Origin of the sequence: Finegoldia magna, assembly GCF_002243175.1 — a bacterium.
Classification (GTDB): Bacteria; Bacillota; Clostridia; order Tissierellales; family Peptoniphilaceae; genus Finegoldia; species Finegoldia magna_J.
In genome coordinates this window covers 1-16,608 of record NZ_NDYF01000009.1, presented here as the reverse complement: position 1 = coordinate 16,608, position 16,608 = coordinate 1, and the positions used below count along the sequence as shown (strand labels likewise).

Genomic DNA, 16,608 nt, shown 5'->3' with positions numbered 1-16,608 from the left:
ATTAAATTCAATATTAGTATTCACAATGTCCAACAGTTCTTGGGAATGGAATGACATCTCTTATGTTTGACATTCCTGTCATATACATTACCATTCTTTCGAAACCTAATCCAAATCCACCGTGTTTTACTCCGCCGTATTTTCTTAAATCAAGATACCATTTGTATTCTTCTTTGTTGAATCCTAATTCATCCATTTTCTTATCTAACAATTCGTATCTTTCTTCCCTTTGGCTTCCACCAATTAATTCACCAATTCCTGGAACTAAAAGGTCTGTTGCTGCAACTGTTTTGTTGTCGTCGTTAAGTCTCATGTAGAACGCCTTGATTTCTTTTGGATAATCAGTAACGAATACTGGACCATCTACAACTTTTTCGCTCAAATACTTTTCGTGTTCTGTTTGTAAATCCATTCCCCATTCAACAGGATATTCGAATTTTTCTCCTGATTTTTGTAGAATTTCAACAGCTTCAGTGTAAGTTAATTTTTTGAATGATTTGTTTGCAACTTTTGTCAATCTTTCAATTAAGTTCTTGTCTACAAAACTGTTGAAGAATTTTATTTCTTCTTCACAATTTTCCATAACATCTTTTATGATATATCTAACCATATCTTCAGCCAAATTACATACATCATCCAAGTCAGCAAAACATATTTCAGGTTCCATCATCCAGAATTCTGCAGCATGTCTAGGAGTATTAGAGTGTTCACTTCTGAAAGTTGGTCCAAATGTATACACATTTCTAAATGCTAATGCATAAGCTTCTGCTTGTAATTGACCACTTACTGTTAAGTTAGTAGATTTTGAGAAGAAATCTTGTGAAAAATCAACATTTCCATCGTCATCTTTTGGAATATTATCTAAATCTAATGTTGTAACTCTGAACATTTCTCCAGCACCTTCAGCATCACTGCCTGTTATTATTGGAGTATGAACATATACAAATCCTCTTTCATTAAAGAATTTATGAATAGCAAACGCCAATCTACTTCTAACTCTAAATACAGCATTAAATGTATTTGTTCTTGGTCTTAAATGTAATATTGTTCTCAAAAATTCAAAAGTGTGTCTTTTCTTTTGTAGTGGATAATCATCTGTAGATTCCCCTTCTACTATAATTTTTGATGCTTGAATTTCAAATGGTTGTTTAGAATTTGGAGTCAAAACTAATTTACCTACGACAATAATTGCTGAACTTAATTTTAGTTTTTCACTTTTTTCAAAATCTTCATTATCTTTTCCTACTACTATTTGAACTGGATTGAAAAAAGTTCCGTCGTTTAGTTCAATAAAACCAACATTCTTACTGAATCTTGAGTTTTTAATCCAACCTCCAACTTCAACTTCTTTGTCAGAATACTTTTCGTAATCTTTAATCAAATCTCTAATTAATATCATTCTTTACTCCTCGTTTTTTTATATATTTTGCTTTCATATCCAATATCTTTTGGATCGTAATATTTTTGATTTTTCAATTCGTCTGGTAAATATTGTTGATATGAATCATCGTTATGTGGATATTTGTATCCAATTCCTCTGTCCAATGATTTTGCCCCACTATAGTGTGCGTCTTTTAGATGACTAGGAACATCGTAAATCTTGTTTTGTCGAATATCTTCCAAAGCCTTGTCAATTGCGACATAAGACGTATTAGATTTCTCACTAGATGCAAGATATATTACACCATTCGATAAATTTATCCTACATTCTGGTAATCCTATTAAATTAACTGCGTTGAACACATTAATGGCTACAGTTAAAGCTTCAGGATTTGCCAAACCAATATCTTCTGATGCGAAAATCACCATTCTTCTAGCGATGAATTTGGGATCTTCTCCGCTTTCAATCATTCTTGCTAAGTAATACAAAGCTGCGTCAATATCAGAACCTCTCATAGATTTAATGAATGCCGATATTACATTATAGTGATCTTCTTCTTTGTCATATTTTAACACAGGTTTAAATACTGAATTTTTAATCACATCTTCATCTATGATCAAACATCCATTAACTTGGTCTGTACTTTCGACTGCAATTTCCAAAGCATTCAAGGCACTTCTTGCATCTCCATTTGCAGAATTGACAAGAACATCAATAGCTTTTTCATCAATTTGAATGTTCATTTCTCTTATCTTTTTATCTTCTGTAAGAGCATTTTCTATGATATTTCTAATATCTGTATCAGTCAACGGTTTTAACTCAATAATTTGACATCTAGATAAAAGAGCCTTGTTAACTTCAAAGAATGGATTTTCTGTAGTGGCACCTATCAAAGTAATTGTTCCATCTTCAACATATCCTAAAAGTGCGTCTTGCTGTGATTTATTAAATCTGTGAATTTCGTCTATAAACAAAACAGTCTTTTTGTTATACATGCTCAAATTATTTTTTGCAGTTGAGATGACTTCCCTAATATCTTTAACTCCACTAGAAATAGCAGATAATCTTTCGAACAATGAATTAGTTTGATTTGAGATTATTTCTGCCAATGTTGTTTTTCCAGTTCCAGGAGGACCATAAAAAATCATGGAAGGAATTTTATCAGCCTTTATCAACCTATTCAAAAGCTTTCCTTCACCAACCACATGGGATTGACCAAAATACTTATCCAAACTTTTAGGTCTGAGTCTATTTGCTAACGGCGAACTATTTTCTTTTTGTAATTGTAAATTATATTCAAATAAATCCAAAATATTTCCCCTTTAACATTTATTTTATTTATATCTTACCACAAAAACTAAATATCGTTAAATAAAAATTAAAGGCCGGATAATTACCCGACCTTATTCATTATCTAATTTTGATATTTCCTCGTTAAAAGATTTAACATCTGTAAATTCTCTATACACAGAAGCAAAACGAATATATGCCACCTTGTCAATCTTCTTAAGCTTTTTCATTATTAATTCACCTATCTCAGATGAATCTACCTCCCTTTTATTGCTATGTGTTAATTCAACTTCTATCTCTTTAGTAGCCTCAAGCAACACTGAATCTGGAACAGGTCTTTTTTCACAAGACTTTTTCATTCCACGATACACTTTATCCCTATCAAAAGCTTCTCTGTTTTTATCTTTTTTTACCACTGTAAGGTTATTAAAATCATATCTTTCATAAGTGGTAAATCTTTTGTGACAAGAAATACATTCTCTCCTTCGTCTAACTATCTTATCATCTTCCGATGCTCTAGTATCTACAACTTTTGTATCAGATGCATTACAGAACGGACATTTCATTAGAATCCTCTTCTCTTCAAGAATGAAGGTATTTCTATATCGTCGTGATCTTTTTCAGAAGTTTCTTCTGATTTTTGAGAAACTGAATCAGTTTTTTTGTTTGATTTTAATTTGTTAGCCATTGGATTGTCAGAATCAAATCCTGTTGCAATAACAGTAATCTTGATGTCATCTCCTAGTGAATCATCGATACCAGCACCAAATATAATATTAGCATCTGGATCTACTTCTTCTCTAATTAATTCTGCAGCCTCATTAACTTCGAATAATCCTAATTCTTTTCCAGTAACGTTAATTAACACAGCTTTTGCTCCACCAATTGAAGTTTCTAATAAAGGAGATTTAACTGCAAGTTTAGCAGCTTCCATTGCTCTATTATCTCCGTTTGCTTTACCAATACCCATATGAGCAATACCTTGGTTTAACATAATTGATCTAACATCAGCAAAGTCTAAGTTGATTAAGTTAGGTACAGCGATTAAATCGGAGATGCCTTGAATACCGTCCATAAGAACTTCGTCAGCCATCATGAAAGCTTCAGACATTGTAGTTCTCTTGTCTGAAATTTGTAACAATTTATCGTTAGGAATAATTACCAAAGTATCAACTTTTCCCTTCAAAGCTTCAACACCTTGTTCAGCTTGCATTTGTCTTTTTCTTCCTTCGAATGTAAATGGTTTTGTTACAACACCAACTGTAAGTATTCCTTTTTCTTTTGCGATTTGTGCAACTATTGGTGCAGCACCAGTACCAGTTCCACCACCCATACCAGCAGTTACAAATACCATGTCTGTTTTGTCAAGTGCTTCTTCGATTTCGTTTCTACTTTCTTCAGCAGCTTTCATACCAACTGCAGGATTAGCTCCGGCTCCCAAACCCTTTGTAATCTTGCTTCCAATTTGCAATTTAGTATTAATATCTAAATTATTTAAAATTTGTTTGTCTGTATTAACTGCAACAAATTCTACACCTTGCAAACCTTCTTCTTTCATTCTCTTTACGGCGTTATTTCCGCCGCCGCCAACACCAATTACTTTGATTTTGGCTAAATCATTATCTTCTAGTTCCATATCAAAAGTCATAACATCCTCCTAATTTGTAATTAAAATTCCTTTTAATCTCTTTAACTTAATTATACTACAAGTTCAACAATATTTTTAATGACATTTAGCGTTTCTTCACTTCTTATCTGTATTGTACTTGTAGTATAATTTTCGTTATATTTATTTGTTTCCGGCTACATTTAGCGATTTTTCTTTGTATCTATAACATTTTTACAGTTTATTGCTTTTTCTTTGAGTGTGATGTAATTTTTAAATCATAAAACTGATAATACACCAATGTATTATAAATACACCATATTTTTTATGCATCTTATAGAATCTTTTTTACTAAGCAAGCTCCAAAACTGTAATTACTCAGTTTGTTCTGGATTTTCTTTTATCAAAAATGGTTTTTGAGGATCTTTAGTATCTAGCATTTTTGTGTTTATACTTTTAGTACTAATTTCTTTTAAAATCTTCGAAATATTATTTGATTTCTTCTCTGAGTCATTTAAATCTCCAAAAAACACTTTTATTTCGTTTTTTGTAACCATGGTTACATCGTTTGAATTTACGACGTTAATTTCAGTTAATTGTTCTAAAATTTTGTGTGAATAAAGATTATACAAAAACTCATAAAATTTTTCGTCTGACTTTAAATTACTAATTTTTAACAGATTTTCATTAGCTCCAACAACTTTAACAATTTTTGAATAGTCTATTCTATCCTTGTTCTTTGCAATTTTAAAATCTGAATCTACGAAAATTTTATCTTTTCCAACTTCAAAATAACAAATATCATTTGCCTCTTCCACTGTTATTTCAATAGTATTTGGATAAATCTTCTTGATATTTGCATTTCTAATATAAATATCTTTATTAATCTTTTCCTGTAATTTTTTCTTATTAAATCTAAAAATATTTTCTCCTAATGAGTAATTAGCATAATTTTGTATTTCAGATATTTTTACTATTTTATTGTTTTTAACTGTGATTTTTTTTATTGAAAAATAGTCAAGTGTAGCACATAAATACGCTATGAGTCCAATCAATAGCGATATTGCTACAATAATTACTACTCTATGCTTTCTCATCTTGTTCTACCAATCTGTAAAGTTCATCTACAATATCTTTACAAGCAGTTGGATAAGACATTTTCTTCGAGTTTTCTGATAGTTCTTCTAACAATTTATCATCACTTAGTATTTCATTTATTTGGTCAAATAGGGTATTAGCATTCACGTCTTTTTCCAATATAACCTTACTTGCTCCTATTTTTTCAAATGCTCTTGCGTTGTGTTCTTGATGATTTTCTGTTGTATATGCTTTTGGAACAAGTATTGACGCTTTTCCCAAGAATGATAATTCAGCTAGTGTTATAGCCCCACTACTTGTAACGATCAAATCAGACACAGAATAAGCTTTATCTATGTCATCTATATATGGATAGATGTGTAAATTTCTAATGTCATTTCCTGATTTTTGTATAAACTCATCGTAATTTAATTTACCTGTGGCTAAAATTACCTCAAATACATCTTGATTAGATATTTTATCAACCATATCAAGTGTTGCTTTGTTTAATATTTCAGAACCATTTGATCCGCCAAATATGAATACAACTTTTTTATTATCCGATATTTTGTATTGTTCAATTGCTGCGTCTTTATTTTTTTCAATATCAGTAAATCTATTTCTGATTGGATTGCCCGTTACCACTGCTTTTTCTTGATTTTTAAAGTATTTAACAGATTCTTCAAATGTTACAAAATATCTGTCTACATATCTTGATAGTATCCTATTAGTTACTCCAGGGAAGCTATTTTGTTCGTGAAAAGCTACCTTTGCTTTAGTTTTAGTAGCTTTATATAAAATTGGACCACTCACATATCCACCAGTTCCAATAACAAGATCTGGTTTGAATTCTTTAAGTATTTTATTTGCTTCTTTTAATCCTTTAAATAACTCTTTTAAAGCTTTAAATGAATTCGCATTGATTTTTCTAGGAATTCCTCTAACATGTATAGTTTTAAAATCTATTCCCAATTTTGGAACAATGCTACTTTCTAATCCTTTTTCAGTTCCTACATAAAGTATTTTATTGTTTTCATCTCTTTTTTTTAATTCTTCAATTAATGAAATGGCTGGATATATATGTCCACCAGTTCCGCCGCCAGATACTATTATATTCATTGTCTCTCCTCTTCATTGTTTCTGTCTACATTTAAAATTATTCCTACTAATGCCAACATAATCATCAACGATGTTCCACCGTAAGATATAAACGGTAACGTCAATCCTGTTGGAGGAATTAATCCTGTAACCACTGTCATATTAACATAAGCTTGTATTCCTATTACGAAAAGTATTCCAGAAACCAATAATCTTGAATAAATTTGTTTTGTTTTCATCGCAATTCTAATTCCAAAAACTAGGAATGCAAAGTAAGCAATAATTAAAATCAAAGCTCCCAAAAATCCAAATTCTTCACAAATAATCGCAAAGATAAAATCGTTGTGTGCTTGTGACAAATACAAAAATTTCTGTTTACTCATGCCCAATCCGCTGCCCAGAAAACTACCGTTAGATACAGCAGCTAACGATTGGGATAATTGCCATCCCTGATCTTCTAAATTTCCCAACGGATCAATAAAAGCTATAATCCTGTCAATTCTACTGTATCCTATTTTTACTTTAAATATCGCTACGTATCCAAAAACAAGAGCAGTTATAAAAGTAGACACAATATATCTAATATTTAAACCGCTAACCATGAATACGCAAAATACACTTCCTATGATTACTATTGCAGTTGATAAATCAGGTTGCATAAAAACAACTCCTCCCGATATCGCAACTAATATAATCATTCTTAAAAATCCTTCTTTGAAGGTTTTTATTTTATTGATGTTTTGCGATACAATAGCCGCTGCTAAGTTAATCGATGCAAATTTAAGAATATCCGATGGCATAAAGCTAAACGATTTAATCTTGATCCAACGTTTTGCGTAATTTATTTCTTTTCCCAACGGTGTGAAGACCAACATACACAATAATATTGCAAAAATAAATATCCATAATGCATTTTTTTTGTAATTTTCGTTATTAAATACACTTGTAAATTTCATGAAAATAAAACCAAGCAAAGCAAAAATCCCCTGTCTTAGGCCATAATAATACCAAGCTCTATGCTCACTAACTGCGGTTGGCCAACTTGAGCTTAGTACCATAATTATTCCAAAAATCGTCAGGAAAATTGTTATATACAAGATACCTTTCCCATCTTTTGAAAGTTTCATGCTTCTATCCTCGCAAATTATTAACTAATTCTTTAAATTCGTTTCCTCTTTCTTCATAGTTATTGTACATTCCCCAACTTGCACTAGCAGGAGAAAGTAGCACCACGTCACCACTTTCGGCTATTTTATTAGCTCGATTAACAGCTTGTTTCATATCATCTACCAAAAATATATTTTCAAATCCATATTCTCTTGCTTTTTTCTCAAACAAATCTCTAGTTTGACCCATTAAAATCAACGCTTTAAATTTGTTCTTACCAGCTATGAAAAAATTATCCAAGCTTACTTTTTTGTCGTATCCACCAGCTAATATAATAACATTCTTATCAAAAGATTCTATTGCTTTAACACTAGCATCTACATTAGTTCCCTTAGAATCGTTGTAGTATTTTACTCCAGACATTTCCCTTACAAATTCTAGTCTATGTTCTACACCAGAAAAAGTCATTAAAGTTTGTCTGATACTATCATCATTAATACCTATCAACTTTGCTAAAGTAACACAGAATAGAACATTTTGATAATTATGATAGCCTATTAATTTAACATCTTTTAAATCAATTATTTTATTACAATCTGAATCAGAAAAATATATTGAATCGCCTTTTATGAATGAACCTTTTTTAACATCGGTTGAAGTCGATACATCATATACGTTTGATTTTGTAAATTTTTTGCATTCTTCGTAGTATTCATCATCAACATTAAGTACAGTATAACAATTATCGTCTTGATTTTTTAATACATTTTTTTTAGCGTTTACATAATTTTGCATACTTCCGTGCCAATCAATATGATCTGGAGTTATATTGATTATGCAAGAATATTGTGGTTTAAAGTTTTTCGTGCTTTCTAGTTGGAAGCTTGAACATTCAATAACAAAATATGTGTCCTTGTCGCTGTTGTAGATTTCCCATAACATTCCTACTCCAATATTTCCTATTGAAATAGCTTTTCTTCCTGAATCATTCAACATTTTAGTCATCAACGAAGTTGTAGTTGTTTTCCCATTCGTGCCAGTAATAGCAACAATTTTAATATCATCAAAAATTCTTTGCGCCAATTCCAAATCACTCACAACTTCGATACTTAATTCATTAGCCTTCAATATCACTGGATTATCCATTCTAATGCCAGGACTTTTTAAAATAATATCGTATTTATCAATAGTATCGATTGATTCTATTTGAACGTCTAATTCCTTTAATATTTTTGTTTTTTCTTCGTCAATATTATCATCGATAGCTCCCAAATCATATTCTTTTAATTTTAATGTTTTTAGAGCTGATATTCCTGTTCTGGCTAATCCAAATACTAATATTTTTTCCATAATTCACCTACAATATATCTATTAGTGTAATTAAACTTGTAATTACTGATACAACCATAAAAGTTGATACTATTTTTTGTTCTTTGTAGCCTTTTAATTCATAATGATGATGAATTGGGCTCATCAAAAATACTCTTTTTTTGTTTCTCAATTTGTAGCTTGTCATTTGAATTATTACAGATAATACTTCAATCATGTACACAAATCCTAAAATGATTAAGTACAAACTTAAACCGTACATAGCCATAATCATAACCAAAGCGCCACCTATAGCCATCGAACCTGTATCACCCATAAAAACTTTAGCTGGATTTGAATTATACACCAAAAATCCCAATAGACTTCCTGCAAAGATAATACTGAATATACTAGCTGTCGAATTTAAGTTATACAAAATAATACTTGTAGCAATGAACACGGGAATTGATACAGAAGTTGCAAGTCCGTCTAATCCATCAGTAAGATTAGTAGCATTAGATGTTCCCATCATTACGAAAATCAAGAATGGATAAGTTATTATTCCAAAATCTACTGTTTTATGGAAGAAAGGAATGACTTGTTTTGTGAAATTCGGATTCACTTGTTTTATCAAAAAACAAGCTATGATGGAAAACAAAAGTTGTAACACAAGTTTTTGTTTTTCGTTTAATCCTAATGAACGCTTCATTACTAATTTCATGAAGTCATCTATAAAGCCAATTGCTCCAAATGCAAGCATTCCATATATCGCCAACAAAACTTCACTATTAAATAATCTAAATACAATCACCGTAATCAACGTAGATATTATAAATATAATACCTCCCATAGTTGGTGTTCCAGCTTTCGAATAGTGTGATTTGGGGCCGTCATCTCTGATTTCTTGACCAATATGTTTTTGTCTTAAAATCTTGATTATAAACTTTCCTAATATCAATGAAATTACAATTGATAATAACATCGACATTAAAATTTCACTTTTAAAATTCATATTTATCTCCTTAAATAATGAACACTAATTATGTCCAATTTTATACCTCATAAGTATTTATTATACCACACGAAAAAATTATTCTTCAGTATTTTTCTCTTGTTCAGTATAAATTTTAATGTAAGATTTTGGATCCATCAATTTGTTTTCTTCAGGATCAGTTTTTACTACTTTACCTTTTTTACCATTTTTGATTTCGATATTTTTAATACCGTATTTTTCTAAAGTATCTACAGCATCTTCAACTGTGAATCCTACTATTTCAGGAATTCTAATCATTGAGTCCTCAACACTTCCTGTTGTAAGTTCAATTATATCTCCCTTATTCACTTTAGAATATGCAGCTGTTTCTTGAGATTTTACAATTGAATTTGAATTCGAATTTGAATTTGTAACCTTAGACTTTAATCCCAACGAATTTAATTTATCAACTGCTAACTTCAATGTAAGCCCTTCTAATTCTGGAACAGTAACCTTATCTGAATCGTCAGCATCCAGTCTGGTTTTATTTATTCTCTTATATTCGATAATTCTTGAAAAAATCTTTCCTGCAGAAGGTGCGCATACAGCACTTCCGCCGTTTTTTCTTTGAGGCTCATCTACAACAATTAAAACAGTGTATTCCGGGTGATCTGTTGGAAAAGATCCAAAAAATGATGCAGTTGTTTTACTGTCAGTGTATTTGCCGTCTTCGATTTTTATACTTGTTCCCGTCTTACCACCGATTCCAAATCCTTGAATTGCAGCTTTTTTACCACTTCCATCGTCTACAACTCCTTGCAACATTTTATTAATTTGCTTTGAAGATTGTGCTGAAATTATTTGTCTTTTTACTTTTGGCTGAACTTTTTCTATCTTTTTTGTATCCTTTGAAATAAATTCCTTTGCAACATGTGGTTCTATCAACATTCCACCGTTTACTATTGAGTTTAAAGCAGTTATCATTTGAATCGGCGTTGCTGAAATACCGTGACCATAAGAAAGAGTAGCAAGTCTTGCTGCGTCGATGTCTTTAACGCTTTTCGGAGCTATTCCCAATTCTTCAGCCGGTAAATCAATATCTGTTTTTTGATTAAAACCAAATCCATTTACGTATTTTTGCATATTTGCTTTTCCCAAATCTCTACCAATATTTACATATGCAATATTGCAAGAATTGTTGAAAGCTTCTTGGAATGTTTCGTCGCCATGGGGATTCCAATATCTTTCACATCTTATGACAACACCTGGAATATCTCTAATAAATCCATTACAGAAATAATGTGATTCTTGTGTTGCGGTGTGCTCTTCAGTTGCAGCTGCACTAGTTATAGTTTTAAATACACTTCCAGGTTCATAAGTCCATGAAGTTGCTTTGTTTTCCCACATATTAAAATAAAATTTACTGATTTTATCTTGATCATTTTCTTTTTTTAAATCATTTAATTCATTTATTTGATCTTTTAAAAGCGGAGTTTTAGGATCATTGGGATTAAAATTAGGGAAAGATCCCATACCCAAAACACCTCCATTATTTGGATTCATAACGATTATCGTCGCAGATTTTGGTTTAAAATTATTTTCTATGTCTTTTAAACTATCTTCTACAAAGCCTTGGATAGTACTATCTATAGTTGTTTTTAAATCATATCCATTTTCTGGATTAATAATCACAGAACTATCATCTGATAAATCAATCGATCGATTAACTGAACTGTTCAGAATTCTTTTTCCTGGTTTACCTTTTAATTTAGCATTATAAAAGCTCTCCAATCCGACAACACCATCATTATTTACATTTGTAAATCCTAAAACTTGTGCTAACATTTCTTTATTCGGATAATATCTCTTTTTCTCAGAAACGATGCTAATAAATTTCTGATTACTAATAGGTAGTTTTTTTATGTTTTCTATTTCTGTTTTCGATAATGAAGGTTTAACTAGAACTGTTTTCTTTTTATCTAAAACTTTTCTTAGTTCTTCAGGTTTCATGCTTAAAGTTTTTCCTAACGAATCAATTAAGTTTGATTTCGATTGATCGTTTAAATAAGTAGCATTTACATACAAATTATTAGATACCACATTATCTGCCAATGTCTCACCATTTGTATCTAATATTTTTCCTCTTTCAGCATCAATATTAATAGTATTGGTGCTTTGTTTTGCTGAAAGTTTTCGATATTTATCTCCAGCAGGGGTCAATTGTAAATAAATCAGTTTGCCAACTATTAATAATACAATAATTGTCAATATACAAAATAAAACTACAATACGAGAATTGTAGTTTTTATTGAAATTTTTATTGATTTTTTCTTTGCTTAAATTGCGCCTTCTCATTATTTTTCCTCTAATTTTAAGTACATAATTTGAGCATTTTCGGGAAATTGCATACCCAAATTATTTTTTGCTATTTCTTCAATATTTTTATTAGTTAATTTACTTTCTATATTAGATTTTATCACATCTCGGTTGCCTTCTGTAAGCATTACTTGATTTTTTACTTCTTTTAATTCACTGGACATGCTTTGAATCTTAGAATAACGATTCATCACCAAAATGGATAAACAAATAACCACGCATATCATTACTTTATTAAAAGTAGAAAAAAGATTTGTTCTCCTACTAGGTCTATTTAATTTTTTTGTTTGTTCAATTTTTTTGACTTCAAATTCTTTTTTTTCTACATACTGTGGAAAAACTTCAATTTTTCTTTGTGCATTACCCATTTTTGTCTCCATTTATTAATCAAATCATATAATTATCAAATAATCTTTTCAGCTACTCTTAACTTTGCACTTCGAGCCCTAGAATTTTGTTTTAATTCTTCTGTTGAAGGCTCTATCGGCTTTCTAGTAATAATCTTAATTTCAGGCTTATGATTGCAAACACATACTGGAATTTCTGGAGGACATATACAACCTTTTTGTCTTTGTTTGAAAATATCTTTGCAAATTTTATCCTCCAAAGAATGAAACGTTATTATACAAATTCTACCTTCAGGATTCAATAAATCTATGCAATCTCCAACTGCTTGTTCTAAAACGTCTAATTCTTTATTAACTTCAATTCTAATTGCTTGAAAAGTTTTCTTTGCACTGTGGCCTTTTTGATTCATTCTTACTTTTTTAGGAATCGCTTTTTCAATGACTTCTACTAATTCAAAAGTAGTATTAATAGGTTTGACTTCTCTTTCATTGCATATAAATTCAGCAATTCTTTTAGCCCATTTTTCTTCTGAATATTTGAAAATAATATTTTCTAAATCTTCTTGTGAATACGTGTTGACAATATCCTTGGCACTAATCGGATTAGATTGATCCATTCTCATATCCAAAACCGCATCGTGCATATAAGAAAATCCTCTACTATCTACATCTATTTGATAAGAGCTAACACCTATATCCATTAATATTCCATCAACTTTTTCAATTCCTATATTTTGTAAATCACTTTTTATATTTTTAAAATTATCCTTTATAAAGATAACCTTATCTCCATGTTCTTTTAAGCGTTCTTTCGCCACTGTTAATGCGTCTTCATCTTGATCAAAGCAAATTAGCTTACCATTCCCAATTCTTTTTGCAATTTCTCTGGAATGTCCAGCGCCTCCAACAGTGCAATCCACATAAATTTTACCGTCTCTAATATTCAAATTTTCGATGCATTCATTTAATAAAATTGGCACATGTTTGAATTCCATAATTCACCTACAAATCAAGATCATTTAAATCATCAGCTAAATCGTCATAGTTTAATGAAGAGTCATTAGAATATTGTTCCCATTTTTCCTTATCCCATATTTCAATACGATTAGATACTCCAATAATGGCAACTTCTTTTTTGATATCTGCATAGTTTCTCAAGGATTGCGGAATCAAAAACCTTCCTTGTTTATCAATTTCCTGGTTACTAGCACCAGCGAAAAACACCCTTGAAAACGCTCTTGCTTGTCTTCTAGTTAATGACAATTTATTAAGCTTTTCAGTCATTTGGATAAAATCAGATACAGGATATACGAAAAGACATTCATCCATACCTTTTGTAATGTAGAATTCTTCTCCTATTTCATCCCTAAACTTTGAGGGCATAATAACGCGACCTTTTGAGTCAATATTATGAAAATATTCGTTAATAAACATTTTTCCCTCCACTTTGTTCCACTTTCATTCCACTACATTAATAATATCTTTTATATATGATGCTTTCAATGTTTTTATACGTTCTGAATATACGTTCTTATTGATATTTACTTAAATTTAAATATATGTTAAAATACTCTACGTAATAAAAATTAAAGAGGATGAATATGAGAAAGAAATTTGGAATTTTTTTAATGACGATAGGTATTCTGCTATTTGCTTTATATTTCGCAGCCAGATTAATACCTACCTATTATAGTGAAAATGATATAAGTAAAGATATATCATCCACAGAAATGGAACAAAACAACAAAAAGGAATTCAAAAACGACTTTGACGCTGTAAACTCCATTAGCACAACTACATCGTTGTTTAATTTTACAGCTATAAGCGGAGAAAATGTTATTGGACAAATTATTATCCCTGATTATAATTTGAGTTTACCTATTCATCGTGGAGTAACTGACGAACACTTATTAAGTGGTGCAGCCACAATGAAAGAAAATCAAAAAATGGGAGAAAAAAATTACACACTAACAGGTCACTACATGAAAAGAAACGGCTCTTTGTTTAGTAAAGTGTATGATTTAACTAAAGGTACTAAAGTTTACATTACAGATAAGAAGAACATCTACGAATATGAAATCGTAGATAGAAAAGTTACTGACTCGTATGCGTTTTACATGTTAGAAGACTATAGAATTGAAAATTATGATAATAAACCTATTCTTTCTTTGATGACATGTGATATGCCAAATGATCCTAATAACAGAGTATTCCAAATAGGAAAACTTGTTAGATCTTTTAAATACGACAAAAATTATTTCAAACAAAATTAGAACAAAAATTTAGACCACAGATGAACTTCAAAATTCTTCTGTGGTCTTTGCATATAAAAAACTCTCCTCACAACTGTGAAGAGAGTCTGTTACGCTTCTTAAATATCTAAAATTTTACCATTTTTAGGAAAATCGTATATTACATCTTTTCTTTCAATGATTATTTTGGTTTTTTCATTTATTTTTTCGTTTGCTCTGATAAGTTCAAATAGCTCTTTTGTAGGATTAATCGCTGTTGGTTTTCCCATCATATTAATCATAGAAAAATCACCAGAAGTATCACCGTAGCAGTATGAATTATCGACATCAATATCATAACGTTGAACAATTTCATCAATTACAGCCTTTTTACTATTTTTATCCCACATTGGCACCACTTCTCCAGTGTACATTCCCGATTTTTTCAAATACAAGGATGCTCTGTATTCTGTTACGCCATAACTCTCAGCCATTTCTTTTACCAAAAAGTCAGGGCTTCCTGAAATAAAAAATATCAGATGATTATTTTCTTTGTGAAATTCTATCATCTCACGGGTATATCTGTAAACTTTCTCTTTAACTTGGCTGATTACTTGATTAGATATAAATTCATTGAACTCGCTACTAAATCCTTTGAGTTTGTACTTATACACATCAACCAATTGATTGAGATACTCATCATAGTCGATTTTTCTTTTTTCGTATTTTTGGTATGCTGGATAAACTTTTTCGTAGTATAATTTTTGATCTATTATTTCAAAATTTACTAATTTTTTGAAATGCTCAATCATTAGTGAATCTCTAGCTATTGTTCCATCAATATCAAAAAAAGCGCCTATTTTCATTGTTTGGTACTCCTAGATTCTTCAACTAATCTGTCAAATTTTTCAATTATATTGCGAAATTCTAAGCTTTTTTTCTTTTGAGGAATAGGATTTATAATATCCAAAATCAAAGAATACGCTAAGCAAATTACAGCCGATGCAAATGTAAAAGTAAACATCATTAACAATGTAAGTCCAAATTTATTTAAAATCGACAACATCGACATTACAAAAAGAACAGCTGATAAAATAAAAATAGCAGTTGTGAATATATATTTTTTTTGTTTATTGTGTAATTTATTATGTAAAAAATGCACTATAATCATTAGTATAGCTACAAATACGAAAAATAAAAACGTAAAACCTTTGTATTTCCATACCACAGATAAAATTGATTTCATGTTAATCCTCCTTTTTTTATTATATCATATATATTGATCTTTTAAGATAATTTATTTTCTAAAACAAAAAAATCCGAGTCAATCCCGGATTAGATGGTGCGCCTTCAGGGACTCGAACCCTGGGCCCACTGATTAAGAGTCAGTTGCTCTACCAACTGAGCTAAAAGCGCATATTAAATTTAAAAAAGTGGTGCGCCTTCAGGGACTCGAACCCTGGGCCCACTGATTAAGAGTCAGTTGCTCTACCAACTGAGCTAAAGGCGCATATCTTTACCACAACAATAATATTATACACTATTTTAAGAATTTGTAAAGAGTTTTAAATATTTTTAAAATTCAATTTATTGAAATAATCTAATCATAACCACCAGCTTAGCTGGTGGTTTGCTCTGCCCCTATAAGGGGCTGTTGCCTGCAATGCACCTTGTGCATATTGAATGTCCGACAGCTGCACTACATTCTCAATTGACGCTAAAGCGCCTCTTTCTTCTTTTTATTTTTTATTCTTTTTCCCAGTAAATGGGTTTATATACTCTTTCAAACTTATTTGGTCCGCTATATAATCTTC

At 30.5% G+C, this 16,608-nt stretch carries 16 protein-coding genes, 2 tRNA genes and 1 pseudogene; 1 reads left to right on the top strand and 18 read right to left on the bottom strand.

Annotation, left to right across the window (positions count from 1 at the left end; all coding sequences use genetic code 11):
- Positions 1-13: 13 nt before the first annotated feature.
- From asnS to mraZ, 13 genes are all read right to left on the bottom strand, one after another.
- Positions 14-1,399, bottom strand: coding sequence for an asparagine--tRNA ligase (gene asnS, locus B9N53_RS02435; RefSeq protein ID WP_094203526.1), 1,386 nt, complete (start codon positions 1,397-1,399; stop codon positions 14-16).
- Positions 1,396-2,691, bottom strand: a complete 1,296-nt coding sequence (locus tag B9N53_RS02430; RefSeq protein ID WP_094203525.1) for a replication-associated recombination protein A — start codon at positions 2,689-2,691, stop codon at positions 1,396-1,398. The genes asnS and B9N53_RS02430 overlap by 4 nt, the downstream gene beginning before the upstream one ends.
- Before the next feature lie 93 nt (positions 2,692-2,784).
- On the bottom strand, positions 2,785-3,237 hold the full coding sequence (gene nrdR, locus B9N53_RS02425) for a transcriptional regulator NrdR (protein WP_002836229.1): 453 nt from the start codon (positions 3,235-3,237) through the stop codon (positions 2,785-2,787).
- Positions 3,237-4,319 carry a cell division protein FtsZ gene (gene ftsZ, locus B9N53_RS02420; protein ID WP_094203524.1) on the bottom strand — a complete coding sequence of 361 codons (1,083 nt, stop codon included), beginning with the start codon at positions 4,317-4,319 and terminating at the stop codon, positions 3,237-3,239. Before ftsZ ends, nrdR begins: the two co-directional genes overlap by 1 nt.
- Before the next feature lie 332 nt (positions 4,320-4,651).
- Positions 4,652-5,374: a cell division protein FtsQ/DivIB gene (locus B9N53_RS02415; protein ID WP_094203523.1), complete on the bottom strand. Its 723-nt coding sequence runs from the start codon at positions 5,372-5,374 to the stop codon at positions 4,652-4,654.
- Positions 5,361-6,473 (bottom strand): undecaprenyldiphospho-muramoylpentapeptide beta-N-acetylglucosaminyltransferase, encoded by a 1,113-nt coding sequence (gene murG, locus B9N53_RS02410; RefSeq protein ID WP_094203522.1) that lies wholly within the window; start codon positions 6,471-6,473, stop codon positions 5,361-5,363. Before murG ends, B9N53_RS02415 begins: the two co-directional genes overlap by 14 nt.
- The gene (locus tag B9N53_RS02405; RefSeq protein ID WP_094203521.1) at positions 6,470-7,579 is read right to left on the bottom strand and encodes an FtsW/RodA/SpoVE family cell cycle protein; all 1,110 of its coding nucleotides are present in this window, start codon (positions 7,577-7,579) and stop codon (positions 6,470-6,472) included. The genes murG and B9N53_RS02405 overlap by 4 nt, the downstream gene beginning before the upstream one ends.
- Positions 7,580-7,583: 4 nt before the next feature.
- Entirely contained in the window at positions 7,584-8,909 is a 1,326-nt protein-coding gene (gene murD, locus B9N53_RS02400) for a UDP-N-acetylmuramoyl-L-alanine--D-glutamate ligase (protein WP_094203520.1), read from the bottom strand.
- Between the two features lie 7 nt (positions 8,910-8,916).
- Positions 8,917-9,879, bottom strand: a complete 963-nt coding sequence (gene mraY, locus B9N53_RS02395; RefSeq protein WP_002836221.1) for a phospho-N-acetylmuramoyl-pentapeptide-transferase — start codon at positions 9,877-9,879, stop codon at positions 8,917-8,919.
- Positions 9,880-9,957: 78 nt separating this feature from the next.
- Complete coding sequence (locus B9N53_RS02390; protein ID WP_094203519.1) at positions 9,958-12,195, bottom strand: penicillin-binding transpeptidase domain-containing protein; 2,238 nt, start codon at positions 12,193-12,195, stop codon at positions 9,958-9,960.
- Entirely contained in the window at positions 12,195-12,584 is a 390-nt protein-coding gene (locus B9N53_RS02385; protein ID WP_035109460.1) for a hypothetical protein, read from the bottom strand. Before B9N53_RS02385 ends, B9N53_RS02390 begins: the two co-directional genes overlap by 1 nt.
- Positions 12,585-12,619: 35 nt before the next feature.
- Positions 12,620-13,558 carry a 16S rRNA (cytosine(1402)-N(4))-methyltransferase RsmH gene (gene rsmH / locus B9N53_RS02380; protein ID WP_094203518.1) on the bottom strand — a complete coding sequence of 313 codons (939 nt, stop codon included), beginning with the start codon at positions 13,556-13,558 and terminating at the stop codon, positions 12,620-12,622.
- Between the two features lie 7 nt (positions 13,559-13,565).
- A complete protein-coding gene (gene mraZ / locus B9N53_RS02375; protein WP_094203517.1) occupies positions 13,566-13,997 on the bottom strand; it encodes a division/cell wall cluster transcriptional repressor MraZ in 432 nt (143 codons plus the stop codon).
- 167 nt (positions 13,998-14,164) lie between these two features.
- Between mraZ and B9N53_RS02370 the strand changes: the two genes are divergently transcribed.
- Positions 14,165-14,836 (top strand): class A sortase, encoded by a 672-nt coding sequence (locus B9N53_RS02370; protein ID WP_094203516.1) that lies wholly within the window; start codon positions 14,165-14,167, stop codon positions 14,834-14,836.
- Positions 14,837-14,934: 98 nt separating this feature from the next.
- Here B9N53_RS02370 and B9N53_RS02365 read toward each other — a convergent pair whose 3' ends face one another.
- The 5 genes and pseudogenes from B9N53_RS02365 to B9N53_RS09555 all read right to left on the bottom strand — a co-directional run.
- On the bottom strand, positions 14,935-15,660 hold the full coding sequence (locus B9N53_RS02365) for an HAD family hydrolase (protein WP_002836215.1): 726 nt from the start codon (positions 15,658-15,660) through the stop codon (positions 14,935-14,937).
- The gene (locus B9N53_RS02360) at positions 15,657-16,040 is read right to left on the bottom strand and encodes a hypothetical protein (RefSeq protein WP_094203515.1); all 384 of its coding nucleotides are present in this window, start codon (positions 16,038-16,040) and stop codon (positions 15,657-15,659) included. Before B9N53_RS02360 ends, B9N53_RS02365 begins: the two co-directional genes overlap by 4 nt.
- A 94-nt stretch (positions 16,041-16,134) precedes the next feature.
- Positions 16,135-16,210, bottom strand: a tRNA-Lys gene (locus tag B9N53_RS02355).
- 18 nt (positions 16,211-16,228) lie between these two features.
- Positions 16,229-16,304 (bottom strand) — tRNA-Lys (locus tag B9N53_RS02350).
- 229 nt (positions 16,305-16,533) lie between these two features.
- A pseudogene (locus B9N53_RS09555) lies at positions 16,534-16,608 on the bottom strand (IS200/IS605 family transposase); the annotation flags it as partial.

Bases quoted from the DNA above. Each gene is read 5' to 3' on its own strand.
- asnS (WP_094203526.1), bottom strand. From the start codon at position 1,399: ATGATATTAATTAGAGATTTGATTAAAGATTACGAAAAGTATTCTGAC.
- nrdR (WP_002836229.1), bottom strand. From the start codon at position 3,237: ATGAAATGTCCGTTCTGTAATGCATCTGATACAAAAGTTGTAGATACT.
- ftsZ (WP_094203524.1), bottom strand. From the start codon at position 4,319: ATGACTTTTGATATGGAACTAGAAGATAATGATTTAGCCAAAATCAAA.
- B9N53_RS02415 (WP_094203523.1), bottom strand. From the start codon at position 5,374: ATGAGAAAGCATAGAGTAGTAATTATTGTAGCAATATCGCTATTGATT.
- murG (WP_094203522.1), bottom strand. From the start codon at position 6,473: ATGAATATAATAGTATCTGGCGGCGGAACTGGTGGACATATATATCCA.
- B9N53_RS02405 (WP_094203521.1), bottom strand. From the start codon at position 7,579: ATGAAACTTTCAAAAGATGGGAAAGGTATCTTGTATATAACAATTTTC.
- murD (WP_094203520.1), bottom strand. From the start codon at position 8,909: ATGGAAAAAATATTAGTATTTGGATTAGCCAGAACAGGAATATCAGCT.
- mraY (WP_002836221.1), bottom strand. From the start codon at position 9,879: ATGAATTTTAAAAGTGAAATTTTAATGTCGATGTTATTATCAATTGTA.
- B9N53_RS02390 (WP_094203519.1), bottom strand. From the start codon at position 12,195: ATGAGAAGGCGCAATTTAAGCAAAGAAAAAATCAATAAAAATTTCAAT.
- B9N53_RS02385 (WP_035109460.1), bottom strand. From the start codon at position 12,584: ATGGGTAATGCACAAAGAAAAATTGAAGTTTTTCCACAGTATGTAGAA.
- rsmH (WP_094203518.1), bottom strand. From the start codon at position 13,558: ATGGAATTCAAACATGTGCCAATTTTATTAAATGAATGCATCGAAAAT.
- mraZ (WP_094203517.1), bottom strand. From the start codon at position 13,997: ATGTTTATTAACGAATATTTTCATAATATTGACTCAAAAGGTCGCGTT.
- B9N53_RS02370 (WP_094203516.1), top strand. From the start codon at position 14,165: ATGAGAAAGAAATTTGGAATTTTTTTAATGACGATAGGTATTCTGCTA.
- B9N53_RS02365 (WP_002836215.1), bottom strand. From the start codon at position 15,660: ATGAAAATAGGCGCTTTTTTTGATATTGATGGAACAATAGCTAGAGAT.
- B9N53_RS02360 (WP_094203515.1), bottom strand. From the start codon at position 16,040: ATGAAATCAATTTTATCTGTGGTATGGAAATACAAAGGTTTTACGTTT.